This is a genomic window from Methylobacterium sp. E-016, assembly GCF_022829745.1.
In the GTDB taxonomy this organism is placed as follows: domain Bacteria; phylum Pseudomonadota; class Alphaproteobacteria; order Rhizobiales; family Beijerinckiaceae; genus Methylobacterium.
This window is the reverse complement of sequence record NZ_JAKSYF010000127.1, coordinates 31,159-57,604: the sequence shown is the minus strand read 5'-3', so window position 1 is coordinate 57,604 and position 26,446 is coordinate 31,159. Positions and strand designations below refer to the sequence as shown.

17 protein-coding genes and 1 pseudogene are annotated in these 26,446 nt (G+C 69.8%); 11 read left to right on the top strand and 7 right to left on the bottom strand.

Annotated features, from left to right (window positions below; all coding sequences use genetic code 11):
• Positions 1–284: 284 nt before the first annotated feature.
• From MKK68_RS17035 to MKK68_RS17005, 7 genes are all read right to left on the bottom strand, one after another.
• Positions 285–1,646 (bottom strand): HlyD family type I secretion periplasmic adaptor subunit, encoded by a 1,362-nt coding sequence (locus tag MKK68_RS17035; protein WP_244031717.1) that lies wholly within the window; start codon positions 1,644–1,646, stop codon positions 285–287.
• Positions 1,646–3,430: a type I secretion system permease/ATPase gene (locus MKK68_RS17030; protein WP_244031709.1), complete on the bottom strand. Its 1,785-nt coding sequence runs from the start codon at positions 3,428–3,430 to the stop codon at positions 1,646–1,648. Before MKK68_RS17030 ends, MKK68_RS17035 begins: the two co-directional genes overlap by 1 nt.
• 68 nt (positions 3,431–3,498) lie before the next feature.
• Complete coding sequence (locus MKK68_RS17025; protein WP_244031707.1) at positions 3,499–4,152, bottom strand: LuxR C-terminal-related transcriptional regulator; 654 nt, start codon at positions 4,150–4,152, stop codon at positions 3,499–3,501.
• 332 nt (positions 4,153–4,484) lie between these two features.
• Positions 4,485–5,216: a response regulator transcription factor gene (locus tag MKK68_RS17020; protein WP_244031704.1), complete on the bottom strand. Its 732-nt coding sequence runs from the start codon at positions 5,214–5,216 to the stop codon at positions 4,485–4,487.
• A 95-nt stretch (positions 5,217–5,311) separates the two neighbouring features.
• Positions 5,312–6,652: a phosphoglucosamine mutase gene (gene glmM / locus MKK68_RS17015; RefSeq protein WP_244031702.1), complete on the bottom strand. Its 1,341-nt coding sequence runs from the start codon at positions 6,650–6,652 to the stop codon at positions 5,312–5,314.
• 60 nt (positions 6,653–6,712) lie between these two features.
• Entirely contained in the window at positions 6,713–8,539 is a 1,827-nt protein-coding gene (glmS, locus tag MKK68_RS17010; RefSeq protein WP_244031695.1) for a glutamine--fructose-6-phosphate transaminase (isomerizing), read from the bottom strand.
• A 61-nt stretch (positions 8,540–8,600) separates the two neighbouring features.
• Positions 8,601–12,821: a DUF4214 domain-containing protein gene (locus tag MKK68_RS17005; RefSeq protein ID WP_244031693.1), complete on the bottom strand. Its 4,221-nt coding sequence runs from the start codon at positions 12,819–12,821 to the stop codon at positions 8,601–8,603.
• A gap of 255 nt (positions 12,822–13,076) precedes the next feature.
• Between MKK68_RS17005 and MKK68_RS17000 the strand changes: the two genes are divergently transcribed.
• From MKK68_RS17000 to MKK68_RS16950, 11 genes and pseudogenes are all read left to right on the top strand, one after another.
• Entirely contained in the window at positions 13,077–15,326 is a 2,250-nt protein-coding gene (locus MKK68_RS17000; RefSeq protein ID WP_244031690.1) for a hypothetical protein, read from the top strand.
• Positions 15,319–16,695, top strand: a complete 1,377-nt coding sequence (locus MKK68_RS16995) for a hypothetical protein (RefSeq protein WP_244031688.1) — start codon at positions 15,319–15,321, stop codon at positions 16,693–16,695. Before MKK68_RS17000 ends, MKK68_RS16995 begins: the two co-directional genes overlap by 8 nt.
• Positions 16,673–17,734, top strand: a complete 1,062-nt coding sequence (locus MKK68_RS16990; protein WP_244031686.1) for a hypothetical protein — start codon at positions 16,673–16,675, stop codon at positions 17,732–17,734. Before MKK68_RS16995 ends, MKK68_RS16990 begins: the two co-directional genes overlap by 23 nt.
• Positions 17,722–18,741 carry a hypothetical protein gene (locus MKK68_RS16985; protein ID WP_244031679.1) on the top strand — a complete coding sequence of 340 codons (1,020 nt, stop codon included), beginning with the start codon at positions 17,722–17,724 and terminating at the stop codon, positions 18,739–18,741. Before MKK68_RS16990 ends, MKK68_RS16985 begins: the two co-directional genes overlap by 13 nt.
• On the top strand, positions 18,731–20,233 hold the full coding sequence (gene pelF, locus MKK68_RS16980) for a GT4 family glycosyltransferase PelF (RefSeq protein WP_244031677.1): 1,503 nt from the start codon (positions 18,731–18,733) through the stop codon (positions 20,231–20,233). The genes MKK68_RS16985 and pelF overlap by 11 nt, the downstream gene beginning before the upstream one ends.
• A 10-nt stretch (positions 20,234–20,243) precedes the next feature.
• Positions 20,244–21,641, top strand: coding sequence for an exopolysaccharide Pel transporter PelG (pelG, locus tag MKK68_RS16975; RefSeq protein ID WP_244031675.1), 1,398 nt, complete (start codon positions 20,244–20,246; stop codon positions 21,639–21,641).
• 22 nt (positions 21,642–21,663) lie between these two features.
• A complete protein-coding gene (locus MKK68_RS16970; RefSeq protein ID WP_244031667.1) occupies positions 21,664–22,986 on the top strand; it encodes a polysaccharide biosynthesis/export family protein in 1,323 nt (440 codons plus the stop codon).
• A 42-nt stretch (positions 22,987–23,028) separates the two neighbouring features.
• Positions 23,029–23,919: an MJ1477/TM1410 family putative glycoside hydrolase gene (locus MKK68_RS16965; protein WP_244031665.1), complete on the top strand. Its 891-nt coding sequence runs from the start codon at positions 23,029–23,031 to the stop codon at positions 23,917–23,919.
• Between the two features lie 331 nt (positions 23,920–24,250).
• A complete protein-coding gene (locus MKK68_RS16960; RefSeq protein ID WP_244031663.1) occupies positions 24,251–25,294 on the top strand; it encodes a sensor histidine kinase in 1,044 nt (347 codons plus the stop codon).
• Positions 25,284–25,958, top strand: coding sequence for a response regulator transcription factor (locus MKK68_RS16955; protein ID WP_244031661.1), 675 nt, complete (start codon positions 25,284–25,286; stop codon positions 25,956–25,958). The genes MKK68_RS16960 and MKK68_RS16955 overlap by 11 nt, the downstream gene beginning before the upstream one ends.
• Before the next feature lie 58 nt (positions 25,959–26,016).
• Positions 26,017–26,307: pseudogene (locus tag MKK68_RS16950) on the top strand (transposase); the annotation flags it as partial.
• Positions 26,308–26,446 lie beyond the last annotated feature (139 nt).

The window sequence follows — 26,446 nt, the reverse complement described above, 5'->3', positions numbered from 1 at the left end:
CCCGGCCAGGCGATGGAGCACCTTCGGCAGGTCGGAGCGCATCCGCGTGCCCTTGCCCGCGGCAAGCACGATCGCGGTGAGGCTTCGCTGCGCGGGGGCCGGTGTCGTCATCGCGTTCAGGTTCCCGGGGACGCTCGCTGGGGCCGTCCGCCGGGACCGGCGGGCGACGGGGGGAGCTCCCGATTAGCCGATCGCGCCCGTCGCGCAAAACGGCGGATCGCGCCGACCGGTCGCTCGGCTTCGATCGCTCACAGCGCCAAAATGGGTTTGCTGAGCATGATTCCTCACCGTTCCTTCCACGCTTTGGCGATCTGGTCGGCCAGCGGGCGGATCAGGTAGGACAGCACCGAGCGCGCGCCGATTTGTATGTAGGCCTCGACCGGCATACCCGAAACGAGGCGCAAATCACCGAGCCGCCTCTTCTGCTCCTCGGAGATGCGCAAGCGCGCCGTGTAGTAGCCCTGCCCTGTCTTGGGGTCGTTCGTCAGGTCGGCTGAGACGCGCGTCACGGCGCCCTCGATCTCGGGCGTCGTGCGGGTGTTGAAAGCGGGGAAGCGCAGCACCGCGTTCTGGCCGAGCCGCACATTATCGATGTCCTGGGGCGCGAACTTCGCTTCGACGACGAGTTGGTCGTGCTCCGGCACGATCAGCATAGCAGGCTCGCTCGGCGTCACGAGGCCGCCGATCGTGTGAACCGTCATCTGGTGCACGGTGCCGTCCTGGGGGGCCCGCAGGTCGATACGCTTCAGCTGGTCGAGGGCGGCGACGCGCTTCTCCAGCAATTCCGACCAGCGCCCGCGGATCTCCGCCAGCTCCTTGCCGACCTCGGAGCGCATGTCGGCGTCGATCTGGAGGATCTGCAGCTTGGTCTCCGCGACCTTGCCGCGGGCCGAGGCGCCGTTAGCCAGGAGCTGGCCACGCTCGCCGGAGAGGCGCGCCGCATCACGCTCCAGCATCGTCACCCGCGACAAGGGCACGAGGTTCTTCGCGTAAAGATCGCGTACGCCGGCGAGCTCGTTGCCAATCAGAGCGATCTCCCGCTCCTTGGCGGCAGCCTGCTCGGCGAGACCGGAGATCTCCTGATAAAGCTGTGCCGTCCGCTCCTTGAGCTGCGCCTTTTGACCCGTACGGCTCGCCTGCCGGGAATCGAAGAGCCGCCCCTCTCCCTCGACAAGGCGCGCGACCTCCGGATCCGTGGCCGCCCGTCCCGCCAGTTCGGCAGGAAAGGCGATGGCCGGAGCGCCATCGCGCTCTGCCTCGCCGCGGGCCCGCCGCGCGGCCGCCTCGTCCAGGGCTCTGCGCACGATGTCGAGGTTCGCCCGGGTCTGGGTCTCGTCCAGGCGCACGAGCACGTCGCCCGCCTTCACGTGGTCTCCCTCGCGAACGAGCAGCGCGCCGACGACGCCGCCGGTCGGGTGCTGCACCTTCTTCACTTCCGACTCGACCACGAGTTGCCCCGGCGCAATCACCGCCCCGGAAATCTCGGTGAAGGTGGCCCAGCCACCGATGCCGACGACGAGGGTCAGTGACAGCACCGTCGCCGCGGCGAGGAGACGGGCGATCGCCAGACGGGCCTCCCCCGGCACGGGGGCGAGGGCTGGACGGGGAAGAGCCGAGCCAGGAATGGCGGGAACTTGGACCTGCATCACGCGCGCTCCTGCACGGCCGAATTCATCGGCGGCTCCAGGGGGCGGACCCGAGGCGGGGACGGTCCCTCGTCGGACGGCCGTGCGGTATCTGGCGACGCAACGGGTGTCGGCCGGAGGATGCGGCGCAGGATCTCCTCCTTCGGCCCGAAGGACGTCATGCGCCCGTCCGCCATGGTCAGGATCAAGTCGACGGCGGCCAGCGCCGACGGCCGGTGGGCCACCACGACACAGATACCGCCGCGTTCGCGCACGCCGGCGATGGCTCGGGTCAGGGCGTGCTCCCCATCCGTGTCGAGGTTCGCGTTCGGCTCGTCGAGCACCACGAGGAACGGATCGCCGTAGAGGGTGCGGGCGAGGCCGATGCGTTGGCGCTGCCCGGCCGAAAGACCCGCGCCGCCCTCGCCGAGCTGCGTGTCGTAGCCCTCCGGCAGGTGCAGGATCAGGTCGTGGACGCCAGCCGCTTGAGCCGCTGCGATGACCGCCTCCGGCGTGGCCTCGAGATCGAACCGAGCGATGTTCTCCGCAACGGTGCCGGCGAGCAGTTCCGCCTCCTGCGGCAGGTAGCCGACGTGACGCCCGAGATCGGCGCTGGTCCATTGGTCGAGGGCAGCCCCGTCGAGGCGGACCTGCCCGCGCACGGTCGGCCATGCCCCGACGAGGGCGCGGGCGAGGCTCGACTTGCCCGAGGCCGAGGCGCCGATGACGCCGACCGCCTGGCCCCCGAGGATGCTGAAGCGCACCCCGAACACCGCCGCTCGCGTGCTCCCCGGCGGAAGGACGCTGATGTCCTCGACGCTCAGGCACAGGCATGGACGCGGCAGCGCGTGCCGCTGCGCCTCGGCGGGCATGTGCGCCAGAGCCCCCGTCAGCCGCCGCCAGCTCTGCCGTGCCTGGACAAAGCCCTTCCAGTTCGCGATGGCGAGTTCGGCCGGTGCGAGCGCCCGGGAGACAAGGATCGAGGAAGCGATCATGATCCCCGCCGTCGCCTGCCCCTGGATCACGAGGAAGGCGCCGAGCGCCAGCACGCCGGATTGCAGCGCCATGCGCCACACCTTTGAGGCGGCACCGAAGCCTCCTGCGATGTCGGAGCTTCGCTCTTGAGCGCGCAGGTAGTCCCGGTTGATGCGAGCCCATCGCGCGCCGATCCGCTCGCGCATGCCGAGCGCTGTGAGCGCCTCCGCGTGGCGGCGTCCCGCCTCGGCCAGGCTCTGGCGGCGCAAGGCGTGGGCGGTGGCAGCGAGCGCCGGGCCGCGCGTGGCGAGCTCCGTACAGGTCGTCAGTGCGAAGAGGATCACCGCCCCGAGGATCGCGGCGGCGCCGATCAGGGGATGGAAGACGAAGCAGATCCCCACATAGATCGGCAACCACGGCAGGTCGAAGAGCGCCCCCGGCCCGGATCCCCCGAGGAAGGCGCGGACCTGATCGAGATCGCGGACGGCATGCTCTGCGGACCGTCCCCCGCGCAGAGGCGCCCGCAGGGTCAGGTCGAAGACCCGCGGGCTGAGGGCCTCGTCCACCGCCCGGCCGACCCGTGCGAGGATCCGCGCCCGGAGGGATTCAAGGAGGCCCTGGAAGACGTAGAGGGCCAGGGCGAGGGCGGCGAGGCCGAGAAGCGTCGGGAGTGAGCGGCCGGGGATCACCCGGTCGTAGACCTCCAGCATGAAGAACGATCCGGTGAGGTAGAGGAGATTGACCACCCCGCTCATCACTGCGACGCCCAGGAGCGCCGCGCGGCAATGCGCTAGGCCGGCCCTGAGTTCGGTCGAACCGGCATGGGTCATGGGTCGCCCCTTCTTTTCCTGGCGGTGGCTCGATTGGCTTCCGAAAGTTCCAGTGATGTCCTGCGTGATCAGGCCACCAGTTCGGCGTTTGACTTTACCCAAATCGCTACCTGCGTCCGATTGTTCATGTTGAGCTTGCGCAGGATGTGCTTGACGTGAACTTTTACCGTTGCTTCCGCGATGTCGTAGCGGCGAGCGATGATCTTGTTCGGCAGGCCTTCCGTGAGTGCGGCCAGGATGTCGCGCTCGCGGGTTGAGAAGGCGGCGTTCGAGATTGCCGCCGGCAGGCCCGCCCGCCGCTCCGCGCCCGTCGCCTCATCCTCGTCCTGCTGGGGCTCAGACCGAAAGCGGAAGAAGGCGGGATCGCGGACCATGGCGCCGCTCATCACCGCGTCGAGCGCCACGAGGAGCCTCGGCGCCGTGACGCCGCGATCAAGGATCGCCGCGGCGCGTGTGAGTGCAAGGCGCGGCAAGGACGCGCCTTCGCAGGAATGCCCGAGGATGACGATTTTCGACTTCGTCATCGAACAATCGAAGTACATAATATGATTTGGAATACAGTTTCGCGAATCTGCGCATATTATCGTGATATCTGCATGTGTTATATGGTCTTCATCATCTACGATATCGTAGTTTTGCGTTCGCAAAACGGACTTGATGCCGCCACCCAGAAGATGCTCGGCGGTGATCACGCGAATGGCGCGCTTGGTAGACGGAACCATCGCTACGGGCCTCCCACTGAAAGGTGCCGAATCTGGACACTCGCGAAGTCTCTCGCCGAGCGACAAGCCGAGGATCGATTGCTATTCTGACGGGCAACCGAATCGATTTGCGCCGGCGGTCCCCAAGACAGTTAACTTTTCGTTGAAGCGAAGTATGACATTGAAACGACAGGATGCTCGGGGAAATACCCATCATTCCTGTCGGGAAATTCCCACCTCGCACGGTTTTTCCACGTGTCGTCAGGGAGCGGCGGCCGTCGGCGAGGCCCTCTCGCCGCAGGGCGGGAAAGGGTTGGGGCGCCTGTCCGTGCCTGAGGAAGCCGGGACCGGAATCAGCCCGGCCGGACGGTCGCGCCGGCCGGCGTAACCGGCGGGGCGCCCGGGAGGGCCACGCAGAGGAACGTCATCACGGCGAGGGCGGAGCGGAACCACCCGCGCATCACGCCGTACTGGACGATCGTCGCGCGGTTCCGCAGCCCGAGCTTGTCGGCGGCGCGGGCCTTGAGGGTCTCGACAGAGCGGGCGTTGATGTCGAGTTGACCGCCGATCTCCTTCGCCGTGTAGCCCAGCGCGACGAGGCGGATGACCTCTTCTTCTCGTGGCGTGAGGGGGGGGCGGGCGGCATGCGCAGACGCGATCGTGGTGCAGGCCTCGGCCGCCCCCGCATCGAGGTAGAGACCGCCGTCCCGGACGGAGCGGATGGCGTGGAGAAGGTCGGCGCTCGTCCCCTGCTTCAGGACGTAGCCGCGGGCTCCCGCGAACAGAGCCTCCTGCACGGCGTGCCGCTCGGCACATCCGCTGAGCACGAGGATACGGGCCTCGCTCTCCTCTTCCCGCAGGTGGGCGAGGACTGCGAGAAGCCCGATTTCGTGCAGGTTGATGTCCAGCAGCGCCACGTCGGGGCGCTCTTCCCGGATCAGGCGAAGGGCCTCGCGCCCGGAGGTCGTCGCGCCGACGACGGCGATGCTGGAATCCTCGTCGATGAGGCGCGCGAGCCCGGCGAGGACCAGGGTATGCCCCTCCCCCAGGAGGAGCCGGATCGGACGCTCGCCCTCGGGCTTCATGGTGCGATTCGTTCGGTTGTCGCGGGCGGGCGCGGCACGGGCATCGCGCCGAGATGATCGGGTGGGCGCCGTCGGGGCCGGCGCCCGGCGGCCCGTCAGGCGGCCAGCCGGCCGAAGGCGCCGACGATGTCCTCGACGACGGTCGCGACGAGGTTGCGGTCGTCGCCCTCCGCCATCACCCGAATCACCGGCTCCGTTCCCGAAGCCCGGATCACAAGCCGTCCCTCCCCGCCGAGGCGGTCGCGGGCCGCCTGGATCGCCGTGACGATCGAGGTTTCCCGCAGGGGCTCGGGTGTCTTGCAGCGCACGTTGCGGAGGATCTGCGGCAGGGGTTCGAAGCAGTGGCACACCTCGCTCACCGGACGGCCGCGCTTCTGCACCACCGCGAGGAGCTGGAGGGCGGCGATGAGCCCGTCCCCGGTCGTGGCATAATCCGACAGGATGATGTGTCCCGATTGCTCCCCGCCCAGGTTGTAGCCGTGCGCGCGCATGTGCTCGAGGACGTAGCGGTCCCCGACCGCCGTGCGCACAAGCCCCAGGCCGAGGCCGGAGAGGTGCCGCTCCAGTCCCAAGTTCGACATCACTGTGGCGACGATCCCAGGCTGGGTGAGGCGTCCGTCGTCGCGGAAGGCGCGGGCGACGACCGCCATGAGCTGGTCCCCGTCCACCACCACCCCCCGCTCGTCCACGACGATGACCCGGTCTGCGTCGCCGTCGAAGGCGATGCCGATGTCGGCGCGCAGCTCGCGGACCTTGCGGATGAGGGCGTCGGGGGCGGTGGAGCCGACTTCGCGGTTGATGTTGAAGCCGTCGGGATCGACGCCGATGGCGATGACCTCCGCCCCGAGCTCCCAGAGGGTCTCCGGCGCCACGCGGTAGGCCGCGCCGTGCGCGCAATCGAGCACGACGCGCAGGCCCTCGAAGCTTGTCCTTCGAGGCAGGGATCGCTTGGCCGCCTCGATGTAGCGGGCGTGGACGCTCTCGATCCGCTTGGCTCGGCCGAGCTGGGCGGGGGCGGCGAGCCTCGTGTCCGGCCCGCGGTCGATCAGCGCCTCGATCTCGACCTCGATGGCATCCGAGAGCTTGAAGCCGTCCGGCCCGAAGATCTTGATGCCGTTGTCCTCGTAGAGATTGTGCGAGGCGGAGATCATCACGCCGATATCGGCCCTCATGGAGCGGGTCAGCATCGCCACCGCGGGTGTCGGCATCGGGCCGAGCAAGAGCACGTCCATGCCGACCGACGTGAAGCCCGCGACGAGGGCGGTCTCGATCATGTAGCCGGAGAGTCGCGTGTCCTTGCCGATCACCACCCGGTGGCGGTGCTGCCCGCGCTGGAACACGAGGCCCGCCGCCTGGCCAACCTTCAGGGCGAGATCCGGCGTGATGAGGCCGTTGGCCCGGCCACGGATGCCGTCCGTTCCGAAATACTTGCGCATGCCCCGGCTCCGACGAGATGTCTTGGCGAGATGTCTTGGGATGAAACGCCGCCTCGGCCGTCACTCGACGGTGACGGACTTGGCGAGGTTGCGGGGCTGGTCGACGTCTTTCCCCATCGCCACGGCGGCGTGGTAGGCCAGCAGCTGCAGCGGCACGGCGTAGACGATCGGGGCGACGACCGGGGCGATGTCCGGCATCGTGATGGTGGCGAGGGTGTCGAGCCCGTGGGCCGCCGCGCCGGTGGCGTCGCCGATGAGGATGATCCGCCCGCCGCGGGCGGCGACCTCCTGCATGTTCGACACGGTCTTCTCGAACACCGCGTCGTGGGGGGCGATGACGATCACGGGGATCGTCTCGTCGATGAGGGCGATGGGCCCGTGCTTCAGCTCCCCCGCGGCATAGCCCTCGGCATGGATGTAGCTGATCTCCTTGAGCTTCAGAGCCCCCTCGAGGGCCAGGGGATAAGCCATTCCGCGGCCGAGGTAGAGGACGTCCCGCGCCTTGGCGACCTCGCGGGCGAGCGCCTCGATCTCGCCCTCCCGCGTCACGGCCTCGGCGAGCAGGCCCGGCACGGTGACGAGGGCATCCACGAGCCGCCGCTCGGCCGCCTCGTCGAGGGCGCCCCGCGCCCGGCCCGCGGCGATGGCGAGGCAGAGCAGCACCATGAGCTGGCAGGTGAACGCCTTGGTCGAGGCGACGCCGATCTCGGGCCCGGCGAGTGTCGGGAGCACCGCATCCGCCTCGCGGGCGATGGTCGAGGTCGGGACGTTGAGGACGGCGAGGACGGGGCAGCCCTGAGCCTTGGCGTAGCGCAGGCCCGCCAGGGTGTCGGCAGTCTCCCCCGATTGGGAGATGACGAGGGAGGCGTCGCCGGGGCCGAGGGGCGCTTCGCGGTAGCGGAACTCCGAAGCGACGTCGACCTCGACGGGCAAGCGGGCCAGCTGCTCGAACCAGTACTTGGCGACGAGCCCCGCGTAATAGGCCGTGCCGCAGGCGATGATCGTGAGTCGACCGACGGTCCGGAAGTCGAAGGGCAGGGCGACCGGCAGGCGCACCTGCCCCTGTGCGAGCCCGACATAGTGGGACAGGGTGCGGCCCACTACCTCCGGCTGCTCGTGGATCTCCTTGGCCATGAAGTGGCGATAGTTGCCCCGGTCCACGAGGAGGGTGTTCGCAGCGATCCTCTGGCGAGGGCGCTCCACGATCGTGCCCGCGCGGTCGTGGATCTCGGCGCCCTCCCGCGTCAGCACGGCCCAGTCGCCGTCGTCGAGGTAGGTGATCTCGTCGGTGAAGGGGGCGAGTGCCAGGGCGTCGGATCCGAGATAGGTCTCTCCCTCCCCGAAGCCGATGGCGAGCGGCGCCCCGTACCGCGCGCCGATCAGAAAGTTCTCCTGCCCCGAGAACAAGAAGCATAGGGCGAAGGCCCCCTTGAGCCGCGGCAGGGCGGCGGCCACCGCCTCCACCGGGCCCGCGCCGGCATCCATGTTGCGACTTACGAGCTGAGCGACCACCTCGGTATCGGTCTCGGTCTCGAAGCGGACGCCGTCCGCCTCGAGAGTCCGCTTCAGCTCGCGAAAATTCTCGATGATGCCGTTGTGGACCACCGCGAGCCGCTCGGTGGCGTGCGGATGGGCGTTCGTCTCGTTGGGCCGCCCGTGGGTGGCCCAGCGGGTATGGCCGATGCCGATCGCACCCCTGAGGGGGGCCTGGACCAGCTTGAGCTGAAGGTTCGAGAGCTTGCCCTCCGCCCGGCGCCGGTCGAGGCGCCCGTTCTCGAGGGTGGCGATGCCGGCGGAGTCGTAGCCGCGGTACTCGAGCTGCCGCAGCGCATCCACCACTTGTCCCGTGACGGCCTCCCGGCCGACGATTCCGACGATCCCGCACATCGCGCTACGCTCCCTCCTGAATGCCATCTCGAGCCCGGTGTTTCCGGGCCCGGGTCCCCTGTCAGGCGGCGAGGTGCCAGCCGGCCTCGATCCCGGAATAATGGTGCTGATGGGCCTCGACGCTGTTGGCGATGCCGAGGGCGATGTCGGTCCGGTTCGCCCCGGCGGCCAGGGCCTGGGTCCAACCCTGCATCGCGGCCGCCTCCGGAGCGCGCCCGAGAGCGTTCTGGTAGAGCGCCACGATGAAGGCGCTGTCGTTCAAACTCCCGAACGTCGCCGCGTACTCGCCGGAGCCGAGCATCGTCTGCGTGATGGTCTCGAGGGAGAGGCCGTGGGCGTTCGCCTGCGCGAACGAGTCGAGCCCGGCCGCGTCGGGCGCCCGTCCGAGCAGCCCGTAATAGAGTCGGGCCACGTCCGTGGCATGCGGGTCGGCCGTGTAGATGCCCGTGTCGAAGGCGCTCTGCATCCCGATTTGATTCTCGGCGGAGAAGGCGGTGCCGATGAGCACGTCGGCCCGGTCCATGCCGCCGTGCATCGCCGTCAACCAGCCCTGCAGACCCGCCGCGTCGGCGGGGCGGTTCAGGGCCGTCTGGTAGAGTGCGTCCAGGAAGCCGGCATCGTCGGCGATCCCGAGGTGTGACCGTCCCTCGGGCGAATCCAGGAACACCTGAGCGAGGTCGTGCAGGGACAGCCCCGCCGCGTGCGCCGCCGTCCAACCGGTCAGGCCCGGCAGGTCGGGCAGGCGTCCCAAGGCGGCGTCGTAGAGTGCGAACACCTCGCCGGCCGAGCTGTGCAGGTCGTGGCTGACGGACCCGAAATGGTCCCGGTTCTGTTGATCGGCGGCTCCGGTGCTCACGATCCCGGTGCCGGTGCCGGTGCCGCCTCCGGACGTGCCGCCTCCTGCGGTCTCCCCGCCCGAGGTACCCCCGCCCGAGGTACCCCCGCTCGAGGTACCGCCGCCCGAGGTACCCCCGCCCGAAGTACCACCGCCCGTAGTGCCGCCGCCCGAAGTGCCGCCGCCCGAAGTGCCGCCGCCGGTCGATCCCCCTCCCGTGGCCGCATTGCCGACGACGGTGAGCGTCTCGGTCTGCGGGACGGCCGCCCCGTGGGGATCCATCAACTGGTAGCTCACGACCAGCGTTTCCGTGGCGCCGGCGGCCAGCGAAGCGAAGGCGGCGTTGGACGGATCGATCGTCAACGTGTGCTTGGCGTCGAAGGTCAGGCCCGCGGGAAGCGCTGAGACTGCCGCCGCGCCGGCCACCGCGTAGGTGAGGTTGGCGATGGTGAGGTTCGCCAAATCGCCATCGTCCGGGTCCGCGGCCCCGCCGAGCAGGTCGAGGCTCAGGGGCGTACCGCCAGCGGTGACCGTGGCGGTCAGCGCCTTGGCGACGGTCGGCGCGTCGTTGATGCCGGTCAGGGTGATCGTCTCGGTCTGAGGGACGCTCGCGCCCTGCGGATCGACGACGTCGTAGGCCACCTGGATCGTCTGCGTCGCCTTGTCGGCGAGGTGCCGGAAGGCGGCGTTGGACGGATCGGCGGTGAGCGTGTGCGTGCCCGCATCGACGCTCACCCCGGCAGGCGCGGTCGTGCCCGCGATGCCGGAGCCGACCTTGTAGCTGAGGTTGGTCACGGTGAGCTTGCCGGCATCTGCGGCGTCGGGGTCGCTCGCCCCGGTCAGCAGGTCGAAGGTCGCGCTCGCGCCGCCCTGGGTGAGCGCGGCGGTGAGGGGGGCCGTGACCACGGGCGCATGGTTGGCGGCGGTCGTGTCGGGCATCGCGACGGAGACCGTGTGGCTGCCGAGGCCGGTGAGCGTCACGGTGAGCTGATCGCCGTTGATGGAGGAGGCCAGGTCGCCCTTGGCGGCGCTCGAGACCGCGACGGTTTTGCCCGCCGGGTTCTTCAGGTCGACGGTGTAGGTGCCCTCGCCGACGACGGTGAAGGTCAGGTTGGTGCCGTCGCCCGCGACGCTGACGAGTTCCGCCCGGTCCGCGATCTTCGTGAGGTGCGTGACGTCGTCGGCCGTCGTCCCGAGGGCGATCGCGAAGGTGCCGCCGTCCTTGTCCACGAAGACGCTGTTGTCGTCGTAGGCGTAGTATCCGGCGACGTTCTTGATCTTGCCGCCCGTGCCCATGTCGCTGACGTCGAGGGCGAACTTGCCCGCGTCGGTGGTGCCGACCGTGGCGGTGACGAGCTGGGCGGCGGCGTCCACGCCGTAATGCAGGCTCGACGCGTCGAAGGAGGCGACGCGCTGGGCGAGGTCGGAGAGGGTCACGAATTCCGCGCCGGCCTTCGAGGCCGTGGCGATGAAGTTTGTGAACATGGCGAGGTTGTAGCCCGGATCCGCGGTGCCGTCGGTCTTCCAGTCGGTCGGTCCGTAGTCGTGCCAGGGCCAGACCACCACCGGCAGGTCGGAATGCGACGTGTTCGTCGTCCATTCCTTCGCCCATTGCTCCGAGGCCTGGGTGGCATTCATCTTGTCGAAGCCGACAAGCGTGAAGTCGAACGACATGTTCGGGGCGATGTAGACCTTGGCATCGTCCGGCGTCAGGTGGCCGATCGCACCGGGATAGCCGGCCCCGACGAGCGTCGCGCCGCCGGTGATGTACGAATAGTACTGCTCGATGAGCTTCGAAGTCTGGACGAGCTCGGGCATGCCCGGCACCGCGGCGCCGTCGACCTTGATCCCGAGATTGGTCTCGATCTCCGTCTTGGAGCCTTGGAACTCCTTCTGGATGTCGGCCGCGCTGAGCGTGTTCGTGTCCTCGGGGTGGGTGATCGAGTGAGACCCGATCTCGTTCCCCGCATCGAGGAGGTGCTGGTAGATGGGCTTGGAGACTTTCCAGTCGGTCTGGCCCGAGGCTCCTCCGTCGCCGATGTCGATATAGTAGGATCCGACGAAGTTGTAGTCGGCCTTCCACTTGTCGAGGATGCCCTGCAACTGCGTGTAGATGCCGCCCTTGACGTCCGTCGTCTCCTTGGCCTGGTCCATGTCGGTTCGGGATGCGACGATGGACGTATCCCGGCTCATGTGCAGCTTGACGACGGGGCCGCTCGCCGGATCGACCACGTAGCCGATCGCGTGCTGGAGCATATTGTTGTCGCCGAGCAGGCTCTCGTTGGCGAAGTGGACGTTCTTGCCCCCCGTCACGGTGCCGAGCACCGCCTCGTGGGCGGTCGTCTCGGCGTTGACCGTCTGCGTCGCGATGACGGTCGGCGCGACGCCGTCCGCACTCGCGTACCAGGACGAGCTCATCTTGTCGTAGGTGCGCACGGCCTCGCCCGCGGCGTAGCCGTCGAAGCCGGAGCCGGTCGCGGCGACGGCGACCTTGTCGCCCCCGACGGTGGTCGTGCCGCCGTCGCGCTGCAGGTCGAGCAGCGTCTTCATGCGGGCATAGGGGTCGCCCGCCAGAGCCGTCCCGTTCTGGTCGTTGGTCATGAAGTCGCCGGCGGTGATCAGGCCGACATGGTATTTGTAGACTGCCTGGGTCAGCGTATCCTGGATCGCCTGAAGGTCCGTCGTGTTGACGTTGCGGAACGACGGGAAGACCAGGGCGTCGTAGCCCGAGATCTTGGTCAGGTTCTGGAGGTCGGCCTCGGAGAGGACGTCGAAGGGTACCCCCGCCGCCGTCGCCTGGTTCTGGGCCGCCATGAAAAGCTGCCCGTAGGCGGTCTGGCCCACCGTGGGGTCCGCGGTGCCGAAGTAATGCGCTGCCGTCGTCGCCGAGTAGACGATGCCGATCTTGAGCGTGTGGGCGGGCGCCGGGGCGGCCGGGGCGTTCACCGTGAAGGGGGCGTTGGCGAAGACCCCCGGCAGGAAGGCGTTGTCGTTGACGTCGACCTTGACGTCGATGCTGCCGCCGGTCGTCTTGATCGATGTCGCGGGCAGCGAGAATTCCAGCGTTTTGCCGTCCGGCCCGTAGGCGAAATTCGCGATGGGACCCTGATAGGTCCCTGCCGAATCCCAAAGGAAGGGCTGGACGACCGTCTTTCCATCGACGACCTGCGGAGAGAATTCAATGTAGTATTCCGCGCCGGTTCCCGAGCCGGGTGAGCTCTGAAGGCCGGTCGTGGCGTTCCTGTCCGTATTCAGCCAGAAGGTCGTGTTCGCTCCGATCGCCACAGGCGCCTGCAGCGCGAAGACGTAGGACGGCGTCGCCGCGGTTCCCGTGCCCGTCGTCTCGATCGTCCCGTAGAGCTGGTATCCGGTCGTGCCGGTGCCGGGCAGGTCGAGCCTGTCCGAGGAGTCCCATTCGCTCAGGGAACCGTCGATGAGATGTGTCATGTCTTTGATCCCTCATGTCTACAGCGACGGGCAACGAAAGCATCCGACCGAGCAGGCATTCCATGTCGTCTAGTCGGAAAATTTCTGTAGATCGATTCCTGTGCGGGAGATCTGCAGATATTCTGGCTAAAGCGTCAATCATGCTTGAGGTAGTACCACCTGATAATACCTTTGAGTGCTGGCGTAGCGTGCGGGATTATTTCTAATTCTTCGTGCCGGATCGTTGCCGGTCACGTGGGTTGGGGCATCGCGGCGATGTACGCAGAGGACCGGCGCGGAACGAGATTTGCCGGATGGGTCGCGACGGTCCTGCTGGCGGCCTCGATCGCCGCAGCGCCCTGCCCCGCACGGTCCGAGGCGACGCCGATCCCGCGTACGGTGCTGGCCCTCTACGACGGCGCCCGCGAGCCGGCCCTCGACCGCACCCGAATCTACCGTTACGCCGAGATGGTCCTGAACCATCTCGGCTTCGCCGTCGCCTATCTGGACGTCCGCGGGCGCCTGCCGCCTCCGCAGGAAGTCTCGGGCTACGCGGCGGTGCTGACCTGGTTTTCGGGCCCCCTCGACGACCGGGGCGCCTACCTTGCCTGGGCGCAGGCCGCGGCGCCCGCCACCCGGAAGCTCATCGTGCTGGGGGCCGTCGGCGGGGCCTTCTGGACCGACGACGCCCGCGCCATGGACGCGATCCTCGGCCGCATCGGCCTCGTGCACGGGCGCCGCGCGGTGGAGCTGACGCTGGGCACCGGGACCCTCGACGACGCGCCGCGGCTGACCCGCTTCGAGCGGAACCGTGATCCGGTGGTGCCGCCCTACGAGGTGGTGCGCGCCGCAAGCGGCGACGTCGAGACGTGGCTGCGCCTGTCGATCCCCGCCCACGAAGGGGGGGGCACCGCGGTCGCCGTGGGTGTGAGCCCTCGCGGCGGCTACGCGGCGGCGGGCTTCGAGATCGCCGAGGATCTCGGTCACGACCGGGTGCGCTGGCTGATCGACCCCTTCGCATTCCTCGGCCGGATCCTGTCGCCCGCACCGTGGCCCGTCCCCGACGTGACCACCCTGTCGGGCCGCCGCCTCGCCTTCAGTCACGTGGAAGGCGACGGGCTCAACGACGTGGTCGAGATGGGCGGGACCGAGGTCCTCCTCGCCCGGCGTTTCCTGTCGGAGATCGTGGAGGCCTATCCGGACGTGCCGGTCACCTTCGCCCTCACGCCCGGCGATCTCGATCCGACGATCGGCGGCAACGCCACGCCCCGCGGCCTCGTCACGGAGATTTGGGCCGCGCCCAACGTCGAGGCGAGCGTCGCCTCCTACACCCGTCCCTACCGCTGGTCCTTCTTCGACGCCTATTCGCGGGAGACGGAGGTCGCCGTGGCCGCCGCCGCCCGGCCGGAAGCCTTCCGCCCGGGCAATGACGGCAGGAAGGAGCACGGCAAGGGGCCCGATCCGGCGCCCTGGTCGGTGGGCGCGGCGGGGCAGTATCCGCGAAACTACATCGCCCGGCCCTTCTCCCTCGGCGAGGAGATCGCCGGCGCCACGGCCGCCGCGCGCGCGATCCTGCCGGAGGGGAAGACGCTCCGCCTCTACCAGTGGACCGGCGACGCCAACCCCGGCGAGGCGGCCCTGGCCGCGGCCCGGATCGCGGGCCTCCTCGCCCTCAACGGCGGCGAGAGCCGGTTCGACGGGGATTATCCGTCGGTGGGGCATCTCGTGCCCCTCTCCAGGCCGGTCGGGGCCGAGCGGCAGATCTACGCGGTCGGCGCCGACGAGCGGCCCCTCGCCAAGGCGTGGCGCCCGATCACCGCGGCGCTGCGCGGCCTCGACGACACCCTTGCCCGCACGGAATGGCCTCGCCGGCTCAAGCCCTGGAACCTCCACTACCACCTCGCCTCCCTCGCCAACCCGGAGGCGTTGTCCCTCGTGCGCGCCCACGTGGCGGCCCTGCGGGACGCCGCCGTCGCTCCCGTGCAGGCGAGCCTGTACGCGGCGATGGCCGAGGGCTTCTTCACGGCCGCGGTGACGCCTCTCCCCGATGGCGGGTGGCGGATCACGAACCGGGGCGCGATCGAGACGCTGCGCCTCGACGCCCTGTCGGGCCGAGTGGACCTCGCCCGCTCGCGCGGGCTGCTGGGGCAGGCGCGCCACGGGAGCGCGATCTACCTCGCCCTCGACCCCGCGGTGGAACCCGCCGACATCGTCCTCGAGCGGCCGGCCGAGGCCGGCGAAAGGTCCGTCGGCCTGGTCGAGAGCCGCTGGCGGCTCTCTCGATTCAGGCGCGAGCCGGGGGCTTGGTCCTTCGCCGCGCGGGGCTTCGGCTCGGGGGCTTTCAGCTTCGAGGACGTGCCCGCCGGGGCTTACTGGGTCTCCGCGGGTGTGGGCGAGGCGGCCTGGAGCGCGATCGTCCGGACCGACGCCGACGGGCATCTCGCCTTCACCGTTCCCCGGGACGGGCGGGACGGGCTCGACGTGTCCGTGCGCCGCCTCCGGACAGAGGAGGCGCAGGGTGAGTAGCGCCCGCCTGCATATCCTCCTCGTCTGCGGCGCCTGCGCGACGATGGGCATGTTCCTCTGGTCGGGACCGGAGGAGCGCATCGCCAAGCTCGCCCGCGACGGCCGCACCCGCGAGGCCGCCTCCGCCGCAGAAGGGATCCTGCAGAAAGGCGAGGCGACACAGCAGCTGCTGACGACCCTGGCGCGGGTCTACGAACTCGGCGGCGCACCGGCCCGCGCCGCCGACCTCCTCGAAATCCTGGCCCTCGCCCGCCCGGCGGATGCGGGAGTGCTGCGTTGGCTCGCCCACTCCTATGCGAGCTACGGCCATACCGTCGGGCGGGCCGAGGCCCTCGCCCGCCTGGTCCGGATCGATCCGACCCCGGAGGCCCTGGCCGAGCTCCTCGTGCTGCTGCGCCTCGACGGACGTTTCGAGGAGGAGGCCGTCACCCTCGATCTTTTCGGCGAGAGCGGCCTGCTCGGTGCCTCCGACCTGGAGCGCCTCGCGCTCCTCCTCTCGCAGAACGGGCGGGAGCCCCGCGCCGTCGCGCTCCTGCGCGCCGCGGACGGGCGGCCCGGCGGGCTCGACGAGCGCCGGCGCCGGCTCCTGTTCGAGCTTCTGGTCCGCGAGGGCGCTCACGGGGAGGCTGCGACCCTGGCCGCGGGCTGGCTCGCGGAATGGCGCAAGCCCTGGCTCGTGCCGACGCTCGTCCTGCGTCTCGCCCGCGCCGCGCCGGACGAGGCGGTGGGACGCCTCGCCGAGGCCGGCACCGCCCTGTACCCCGACACCCGCTTCTTCCTCGCGAAGTCCCTCGCCGAGGCGGGCCGCGGCCGCGCCGCCCTCGCCCTGATCGCCGGCAGGCTGAGGCCCGAGGCGAGGCCCGGCGAGGCGGAGATCGGTGGCACGGTCGCCGTGGCGGCGGTACTGGGCGATCGCGCCCTGCTGGTGCAGGCCATCGCGCAGCTGCGCGCGGGGGGCGATGCCGAGGCGCAGGCGATCCTCGCGGAGGCCCTGGCGACGACCCACGGCCTTGCCGGCCTCGCTACGCTCTGGCCGGACCTTCCGCCCGAAATCCTCCTGCGGCGGCCGGTGCTGGGGGTCGCCTTCGCCCGCCTCACCCGGCGGGATGGGCTGGTGCGCTGGCTCGCCGCCAGCGCCGAGTTCGGCGCCGTCCGCCCCGCCGAGCAGGCCGCGTGGCTCACGATCCTGCGTGCCGAGCTCGGCCCCTCCGCGACCTTCGCCCTCCTCGACCGGCAGGCTCGCTGGGGGGAACTGCCGGCGCGCCTCGGGCCTGCCTACCGGGCGCTCGCCGCCGAGACGGGCCACCCGCCGAATCGCGTCCAGCACGAACTCGCGAGCTTCGTCCGTGTCACCCGCTCCCCGCGCTGACCTCGCCGTCCTGGCTCACACCCGCCGACCGGGCGCGGTCCGCCGCCTCGTGGGCGGGCTCTCCGGCCTCTGGGCCAAGGTCGGCCCGGCCTACGCCCTCGAAGGCGTCCTGATCTTCGCGGTCCTGATGATCGCGGAATGGGTAACGCCGGGCCGGGCGACCCTGGCGCACGTCACGCCGCACCCATTCTGGATCCCCGTCATCCTGATGACCGTCCGGAAGGGCAGCGCCAGCGGGCTCGCCGCAGCGGGCCTCGCGACCGCCCTCGCCTGGGTGGCCGGCTGGCCGCCCCAGGGACCGCAGGAGGACTACTACACCTTCTCCCTGCGCGTCTGGCGGGAGCCGATCCTCTGGATCATCGCCGCCCTGGTCGTCGGAGCCCAGCGCAACCGGCAGATCCGCGACCGGCAGGCCCTGGAGGATCGCCTCCGGCTCACCGAGGAGCAGCGCAACACCCTGGGCAGCTACTGCGAGGACCTTCACGCCGAGCTCGCCACCTTCGAGCGCGGGCGCGCCACCGCCGTCGACTGTCCGGTCGAGACGGCGCTCGAAGCCCTGCACCGCCTGCGTCTCGCCCCCGATGCCGACTGGCCGCGGTGCTTCGGCGAGGCGATGGCGTGCTGGATCGGGCCGGCGCAGTGGTCGCTCCATCTCCTGCGCGGGGACGTGCTCCACCCTGCGGCGGGCAGCGCAGGGCGGCTGCCGGTTCCGGATCGGGCGATCGCCAGCCTCCATGCGGCGGCGCGGGTGCTCGGGCACCCCTTGAGCGTCTTCGACCGGCACGAGGCGGCCCTTCTCGACGGCGTCGGCATCCTCGCCTGCGAGGCACGCCCACCCAGTCGGGGCCCGTCCTTCGGCCTCATCGTGGTCGGCGAGGTCGAGCCTGCCCGGCTGACACCCGCCCTGCCCATCGCCCTCGCCATTGTGGCGGAGGCCCTCGGCACCCGCCTCGCACAGGATCTCGGCGAGGCCGCGACAGGGCCGCTGCCCGATCCCCTCGTCCCCCACCCGCAGGAGAGGGTCCCATGCGAGACCTGAGCCGAGCAGGCACGTCCGACCGGACCTATGCCGTCTTCGTCGCCTTCGCCCTCGTCGAGACCGCGGGCCTCGCCGGCCTCTCGCAGGGGACGACGACGTGGCCGGTCCTGCTCGCGGGGCACGGCCTCTGCCTCGCCGCGGCGGCGGCAGCCCTTCGGACGAACCCCGGGGCCGACCTGACCTTCGCGGTGCTCGGCCTCCTGCTCTGCGTGTCGACGGGACCGGTGGGCGCGGGGGGGGCCCTCGCGCTACGCCTGATCGTGCGGCGCACGCGCATCGGCGCGCAGGAACTCGCCGCCTGGTACCACCGCCTCGCCGGCGTTGCCCAGGCGGAGGCCTCGGTCGGCCTCTACGAGAGAATCCTCGACGGACGCGTCCGCCGGCCCACGGGGGGCGTGGTCGACCATTTTCCCACGGCGTTGGGCGGGAATCTGCCTCAGCAACAGGCGGTGCTGGGGCTGATCGGCCTCGACTGGCATCCGGACTACAAGCCGATCCTCGCCCAGGCCCTGTGCAGCCCCGAGCCGAGCATCCGCGTTCACGCCGCGGCCGTGTCGGTGAAGCTGCGCGCGTGCACCCTCGCCGCCATGAAGCGGGCGCAGGAGACGATGGCCGCCGGTCCGGCGGATCCTGCCACCCTCGCCGCGACGTTCCTCGACCTCGCCGACAGAGGCTTTCTCGACGACGCGAAGGCGCGCGCCGCCCAGGAGGACGCCGTCACCCTCTGCCGCCGCACCCTGTCGCACGACCCCGCCGACGCCCGCGCGGGAGCCCTGCTTCGCCGCGCACTGGTGCAGATCGGCTGCCCCGAGGGAACGCGGGCGGCGCTCGCCGGCCCGGCTCCCGCCGCGGATCGCCGGGACTGGGCGGTCCGTCTGCGCGGCCTCATGGTGCTCGGAGACGTTCGAGGGCTCCACGCACTCCTCGCGGCGCGCGGCGACCCGGCGCAAGCTGCGTCCCGCGCCTCGCCGCCGGCCCGCCTCCGGGAGGCGCACCATGCGCGCTGATGCCCGCCCGCCCGCCGACATCTGCCTCATCGTGGAGGGGTGCTACCCCTACGTCCCCGGCGGGGTCTCGACGTGGGTCGACTGGCTGATCAAGGGCAACCCGCACCTCACCTTCACGATCGTCGCCATCGTCGCCGACGCCGCCCCGCGCGAGCCGCGCTTCCTCATGCCCGACAACGTCGTGGGCTTCGACGACCTCCCACTGGCGACGCCGATTCCGGCCCTCGCGTGGTGGGACGGGGAGAGACCCGCCGCGGTGGAGGCGGCGGTCGCCGACGCGCTCACCGCCCTCGTCAACGGCGCCGGGCTCGACACCCTCCGGCACCTCGTGGAGCTCGTCCTCGACCCCGCCAACCGCCTGACCCCGCGGGCGCTGATGGCCTCCCAACTCTCGTGGCGGCTCACCTGCGCCACGTACGAGCGGCTGATGCCGCACGCCTCCTTCCTGCACTTCTTCTGGGCTTGGCGCGCCCTGTTCGGCGGCCTGTTCGCGATCCTGGCCGCCCCCCTGCCGCGGGCGCGGGCCTACCACACGATCTCGACAGGCTATGCCGGCCTGCTCGCGGCGCGCGCCGCCATCGAGACCGGGGCGCCGGTCCTCATCACCGAGCACGGGATCTACACCAACGAGCGCCGGGTCGAGATCCTGATGGCGGAATGGATCCGCGACACGGTCGACAAAGGGCTGAGCCTGCAGGATTCCCGCGTCGACCTGCGCGACGTCTGGATCAAGACGTTCGAGGCGCATGCGCGGGTCTGCTACGGGGCCTGCCGGCGCATCGTCACCCTCTACGAGGACAACCAGCGCCTCCAGCGCGCCCTCGGCGCGGAGGAGGGCCGCCTCGCCGTCATCCCCAACGGCATCGACATCGCGCGCTTCGCGCACCTGCCGACCGCCGCCGACGACGCCCCGCCGACCGTCGCCCTGATCGGGCGGGTGGTGCCGATCAAGGACGTGAAGTCCTTCATCGACGCCGTGGCGATCGTCCGCGAGACGGTCCCAGGCCTGTGCGCGCTGGTGCTCGGTCCGACGGAGGAGGATCCCGTCTACTTCGAGGAATGCCGGGGCCGTGTCGCCGAGCACGCCCTCGAAGGGACGCTGACCTTCACCGGCCCCGTGAACATCGCCGACTACATGGCGCGGATCCATGTGATGGCGCTGACGAGCCTCAGCGAGGCCCAGCCCCTCGTGATTCTGGAGGCTGGGGCGGCCGGCATCCCGAGCGTCGCCACCGATGTCGGGGCCTGTCGGGAGATGATCGAGGGCCGGGCCGACGAGACGCCCCGCCTCGGGGCCGGGGGCGAGGTCACCCGCCTCGTTGATCCCGCCCAGACCGCTGCGGCCATCGCCGGCCTGCTTCGCGACACCCACCGCCGCCGGGCCTGCGGCGAGGCGATGCGGGAGCGGGTACGTCGCCACTACGGCTCGGCGGACGCGCTCGCGGCCTATGCGCGGACCTACGCCGACCTTCTCGCCACGGACGGAACGTAAGGAGACGCAGATGGCGGGAATCGGTTTCGAGTTGCGGCAGCTCAGCCGGCGCGACCACCTCCTCGCGCCGATGGCGGCGGTGGCGCACGCCGCCGTCATCGCGGTCGGCCCCTGGCTCAACACCATCATGGCGATCTACGTCATCAGCGAGGTCGCCGGGCCGGTGGTCGGCCCCGAGGTCGTGGCGACCTTCCGCATCCTGCTGATCTACGTGTTCTCCTTCTCCCTGGTGGCGACGGCGCCGGTCGTCATGATCGGGACGCGGGTGCTGGCGGACGCATTGCACTGCCGCTCCTACGGCCAGATCCGCGCCCTGTACTGCGTGATGCTGATCGCCTGCACGGCCGCGACCCTCGCCGTCTCGGGGTTCGTCTTCCTCGTCCTCCTCGATGTCGATCCGGCGGTCTCGGCCGCGGGGCTCGCCGGGGCGCAGGTGGTCGGCGCGCTCTGGGTCGCGCTCGCCGCCTGCGGGGCGGTGCGCGACTACCTCCACATCTCCCTCGCCTTCGCCACCGGGCTCGCCTGCGGCGCTGGGCTCGCGATCCTCGCCGCGCTCTTCCACCTCGGGCCGGCGGCGATGGTGGCAGGCGTCGCCTGCGGCTTCCTCGTGATCGTCCTGTGGCTGTCGGTGCGCTTCCTCGCGACGTTCCCGGAGCCCTGCACCGACCTGCGCGGGGCCGGCGCCGCGATGGTCGCGCGACTGCGCACGAGCCCGGCCCTCGCGGTGGGGGCGCTCGCCAGCGCACTCGGCACCTGGGCCGACAAGTGGGTGATCTGGCACGGCAGCTTCGGCGAACGGGTGGGCGCGGGACTCGTCCACGCGCCGCTCTACGACAGCCCGATGTTCGTCGCGAGCCTGACGATCATCCCCGCCCTCGCCCTCTTCGTGACGAGCCTCGAGACGGGTTTCTTTGAGGGCTACCATGCCTATTTCCGTGCGATCGAGCAGCACTCGACCCTCCGCCAGATCCAAGGACACGTCGCGGCCATCGAAGCGGAGACGCGGCGAATCCTGGCCGGCATCATGACGATCCAGTTCGCCCTCTGCATCGTGGCGATCCTCACGGCGCCGGCCCTCGTCCAGACCTTCGAGCTCCAGTTCCAGCAGATCGACATTCTGCGGATGGGGTCGACCGGGGCGCTGTTCCACTTCCTCTTCATCGTGTGCTCGACGATCGTCGCGTTCTTCGACGCGATCCTGATCTACGCCGCCCTGCACGTCGCCTTCACGCTGTGCCTGATCGTCTCGACCTCCCTCGTCGCCTCCTCGCAGCTCGACACGCTGGCGCTCGGCTACATGAGCACCTGCATCCTGCTCGGGCTCGTCTCTGTCGTCCCGTTCCTTCACGTCCTGCGCACCGTCAACGTCCGCGTCTTCGTCGGAAGCGCGGTGACGGCTGGGCGATAGCGTTCACACCAGGAGGCCGACCATGACCCGACCAAACCTCGCCATCCCCGCCCTGCGCCCGGCCACGGGGCTCCTGGCCGCCTTCCTCTCCCTCGCCGCCCCTCTCCCCGCGGCGGCGGGCGCGCCATCCGAACCGGGGACGCTTCACGTGGGCGACCGGCTCAAGATCACGGTCTACGAGATCATCGAGACCGCCGACCGCCCGGCGGTCGAAGAAGCCCTGCCCGGCGGCGAGGCGGCGTCGGTCCAGACCGCCTATCCGCGGCTCGACCTCACCGGCGAGTACACGATCGACCCGGACGGCCAGCTCACCCTGCCCCTCATCGGCACCCTCAGAGCCGCCGACGAACCGATGGAGGCGTTCCGGAGCGCCCTGGACGAATCCTTCACGCGCACCTTCCGCCGCCGGTCGAGCCTCGTCATCGCCTTCGCCGGCCGGGCGCCCGTCTACGTCGTCGGGTCGGTGCGCAATCCAGGCGCCTTCACGTTCTCGCCGGGCCTGTTCGTGATGCAGGCGGTGGCGCTCGCCGGCGGCGACCTCGCCAACGCCCAGCCCGGCCCGGCCATGGACCTCCTCCGCCTGAGGGAGCAGCGTGACACCGCCCAGGAGCGCCTCGCCGCCCTCGTCCTGCGGCAGGTTACCCTCACGGCGGAGATCGCGGGCCAGTCGATCCCACAGGTCGACGAGGCGCTCGCCCGCGCCGTCGGCCCCGAGAAGGCGAGCGTTTTCCTCGACCGGGAGCAGAAGCTCCTCGCCCTGCGGCGCAAGGGGCAGGCGGGGGCCCGTGCGATCCAGGCCAAGGCCGTCGCAGTCGCGGGCGAGGAGGTCGAACTGCTGGCGCAACGGATCGCGAACTACGACGCGCAGGTCCGGATCCGCTCCGAGCGCCTGCGGACGATGGAGCAGCTCTTTTCGCGACAGGTGGTGGAGAGCGAGCGCGTCGCCGACGTCCGACGCGATTTCGCCGACATGGAGGGGCGCCGCCGGGACCTGGAGATCAGCGCGCTCCAGACCCGGCAGCGCTACGAGGCCGCGCAGAAATCCCTGGAGCAGGGCGACCTCGAACGCCGCCTCGCCCTCGAGAACGACCTTAACCGCGTCGGCGGCGAGGTGCGCGAGGCGGAGCGGGCCTTCGCCGCCGCGAGCGCGGTGGTGGCGCTCCTCGACCGCGCGACGGCCCGCCCCGCCGAGGAGGGCGAGGTGATCAGCTACACGCTTCTTCGGCGGCAGGCCGGGGGGTTGAAGTCGCTCCTAGTCGCGGAGGGCGAGAGCCTGGAGCCGGGGGACGTGCTGAAGGTCGAGCTCCGTCGGGCGGCGGCCGGCGAGGCGCTGGCGGCTAAGTAAGATGAGGAGGCGATGATGGATCGTGCAAGGCGGAACTTCGTGATGTCCGGTCTCGGCCTGCTCGCCCTCCTGTCGGGGACGGTGGTGGCGCGTACCCTATTCCCGGGCCGGTCCGGCGTCAGCTTCGGCGGACGCCGCGTGAGCCGCTGGGGGTGCCAGTACCAGAACATCGACCTCGGTGCGGTCGCCCGCTCCGATCTAGATCTGATCGTCCTCGATCCGATCGTGGAGGGAAAGCGCCTGCAAATCGCGCCTGAATCCCCCCTGCGCCGCAAGCCCGGTGGGGCCCGGCGGCTGGTGCTCGCATATCTGAGTGTCGGCGAGGCGGAGAGCTACCGCCCCTACTGGCAAACCGCATGGCGCACCGAGCCCCCACCCTGGCTCGGCCCGGAGAACAGCCGCTGGCCCGGCAGCTTCGCCGTGCGCTACTGGCATCCCGCTTGGCAGGATCTCCTGCTAAGGCGGGAGGGCGCCCTCGACGGGCTGATCGCGGCAGGCTTCGATGGGGTCTTCCTCGACCGGGTGGACGCCTACGGGGATTGGCCCGGCGAGGGGCGGCGGGCCAAGGCGTCGATGATCGCGCTGGTCCAGTCGATCACCGAAAGGCTGCGGGCCGGGACGCCGAAGTGCCTCGTCATCGCGCAGAACGCCGAACCGCTGCTCGCGGAGGAATCGTACCGTCAGGCGATCGACGCAGTGAGCAAGGAGAGCCTCCTCTACAACCTCCGTGGCCCGAACCTGCCGAACACCCCCGAGGATGTGGCCTGGAGCCTCGGCTACCTGAAGCAGGCTCAGGACGCCGGGTTGCCCGTGTTCGCCATTGAGTACCTTGACGAGCCGGCGCTACGGACCGAAGCGCTCGGTCGTCTCACCGCCCTCGGCATGGCCCCATTCCTCGGTCGCCGCCTCCTCGACACGCTCCCCCGCGCATAACAGCTTCAAAGGGGCCATCCACCCCGTGGCCCTACCGGAACCAAGGCTGGAACCCAGGCATCCCGGCTGCCGGCCACCAAAATTTCGGCATCATATGACCAGGAAACGGCGCCGATTTGACCAAATAGAATGGCAGAAACGATGACCGATCGTAACTTTTGTCAATAACGAGCATTTTTAGATTGCGAAACAGAAAATTTCGCCGTTTGATTGCCCTAAGAAAAATTGCGATCTATGTTAAGTAACAGAATTTGATGTGAGGCCGGCTCGGAGAATTGGTGTTTTCAGCGAGCTGCGACCGGACGGCGTCCAAGTCGAGGAGGTAGGCAGGATGTGCGCCAGCGACGAATTGAAGGCCATTCTCGAAGCAATCGACGAGCCATTGCTTCTCGTCACGACGGATGCGCGAATCATCTCCTGTACAACCCGTGCCGCCGCGTTGGCGCCCTTCGCCGATTCGGGACGGCTCGACGGTTCGGCGGGAGGGGCGGATCCCGAGATGCTCCACTTCCTCGCCCGCTGCGCCGCGAGCGCCAGCCCGCTGGCTAGCACCCTGGTGCCGAACCTGCCCCGCTCCGCTGTATCGTCTGCCTTGAGGTTCGTCGGCCGCGGAATACGGTTCACGTCGGGCGACACGCTCGTGCTGTTGCGCGTCGTGGAGCCCTGCGATGGCTGCGGCCTCCCCGCCGATGCGGATCCTGATTGGCGCGCCCGGATCGAACGGGCCGAGCGGGCGCGGATCGCTCGCGACCTGCACGATCAGGCCGGGCAGCACGCCCTATGCCTGAAGCTCGGTCTCGCGCGATTGCGGAGCCAGTGCGGCGACGCCCCCATGATTGGCGCCATCGACACGTTGCTATGCCAGGTTGATTCGATGGTGGCGGATCTCCACCGCGCCATCGTCGAACTGCGCCCCTCCGCCCTGGACGGAACGGATTTCACTCAGGCGCTCCGCGTCTATTCCGCCCGGTGGAGCGACCTCAACGGTGTTCCCGTCAAGTTCCGCGTCGACGGTGTACCGGGTCCTCTGACTACGGAATGCGAAGCCGCCTTGTTTCGGGTTCTCCAGGAGGCGCTCACCAATGTGGCCAAGCACGCGACCGGGGTACGATCCGTCGATGTGATCCTGCTGCATGCCGACGGCTGCGCGACCCTGACGATCCGCGACGACGGACGCGGCCTGCGCAAGAAGGATCGCTCGCCCTCTCTTTTTATCCGAGGCGGAAGGCTCGGCCTTGCGGGCATGCACGAGCGCATGGCCTATCTTGGCGGCGCGCTGGAGATGCAGAGCGCCAACAGCTGCAGCGGGACGACCGTCGTCGCGCGGATTGACAGCGCAGATTGCTGCCTGCCGGGCGCGAGCCATGCCCTATGACACCAGGCCCATCCGGATCACTCTCATCGACGACCATCCCTTGTTCCGGAGAGGCGTCCGCAGCCTGCTCGAGCATGAACCCGACATCGAGGTGGTTGCCGAATCGGAGAACGGGGTTGCGGGTCTCCGAATCCTTGGCGACAAGCGCCCCGACCTCGTAATCCTCGACGTCAGCATGCCCGACCTCAATGGCATCGCGGTCGCCCGCCAGATGCGCCGCCTCGACCTCGACACCCGTGTCCTGATGCTCAGCATGAGCGAGGAGCGCAGCACCGTACAGCAGGCCCTGGCCGCGGGGGCGATGGGCTATGTCTTGAAACGATCGGCGAGCGACAACCTCATTCACGCCGTGCGAGCCGTCCATCGCGGTGGCCTCTATATCGATCCCGTGATCGCCGAGCGCCACCTTCTGCCCAGCATAACCGTCGCGCCGCTGCGCGAGAACGAGCACGCGCCGAATGGACTCTCGGAGCGAGAGCGGGAGGTCGTGCGCCTCGTGGCCTTCGGTTTCACGAGCAAGGAGATCTCGGTCAAACTCGGCATCTCGTCGAAGTCGGTCGAAAAGTTCAAGGCGCGGGCCTGCGAAAAGCTTGAGATCCGCTCCCGCGCGGCGATGGTACGCTACGCCGTCATCCAGGACTGGTTACGCGACCCGCTCGAGTGAGAGCGCCTTCAAGATTAAGAGCGCCTAACAAAACCGTCGGTTGGCGTGTTGGTGGCGCATTGCGAAGTTCCTGGTTTCCGACGATCTCTGGGCGGTGATCGCGCCGCTGCTGCCACCAGCTCTGGCGCGTCCGAAGGGCGGGCGGCCGCCGAGCCCGGACCGGGCGGCGCTGACGGGCATCCTGTTCGTGCTACGCACCGGTTTGCCGTGGGAGTACCTGCCGCAGGAGATGGGCTGCGGTTCGGGGATGTCGTGCTGGCGACGGCTGCGTGATTGTCAGGCGGCGGGCGTCTGGGCGGCCCTGCATCGTGCCTTGCTGGGACGGCTGGACGGTGCCGGGCAACTGGACTAGGGCCGCGCGGCGCTCGACAGCGCCAGCATCGCAGCGAAAACGTATGGCCCGCCCCGTCCGCAAGTGGCTTATGATCCGCTGGTCTGAGCAGTCTGCATAAACGTATCCGGCCTTTCGGCGATGCCGTTGGCCAAGA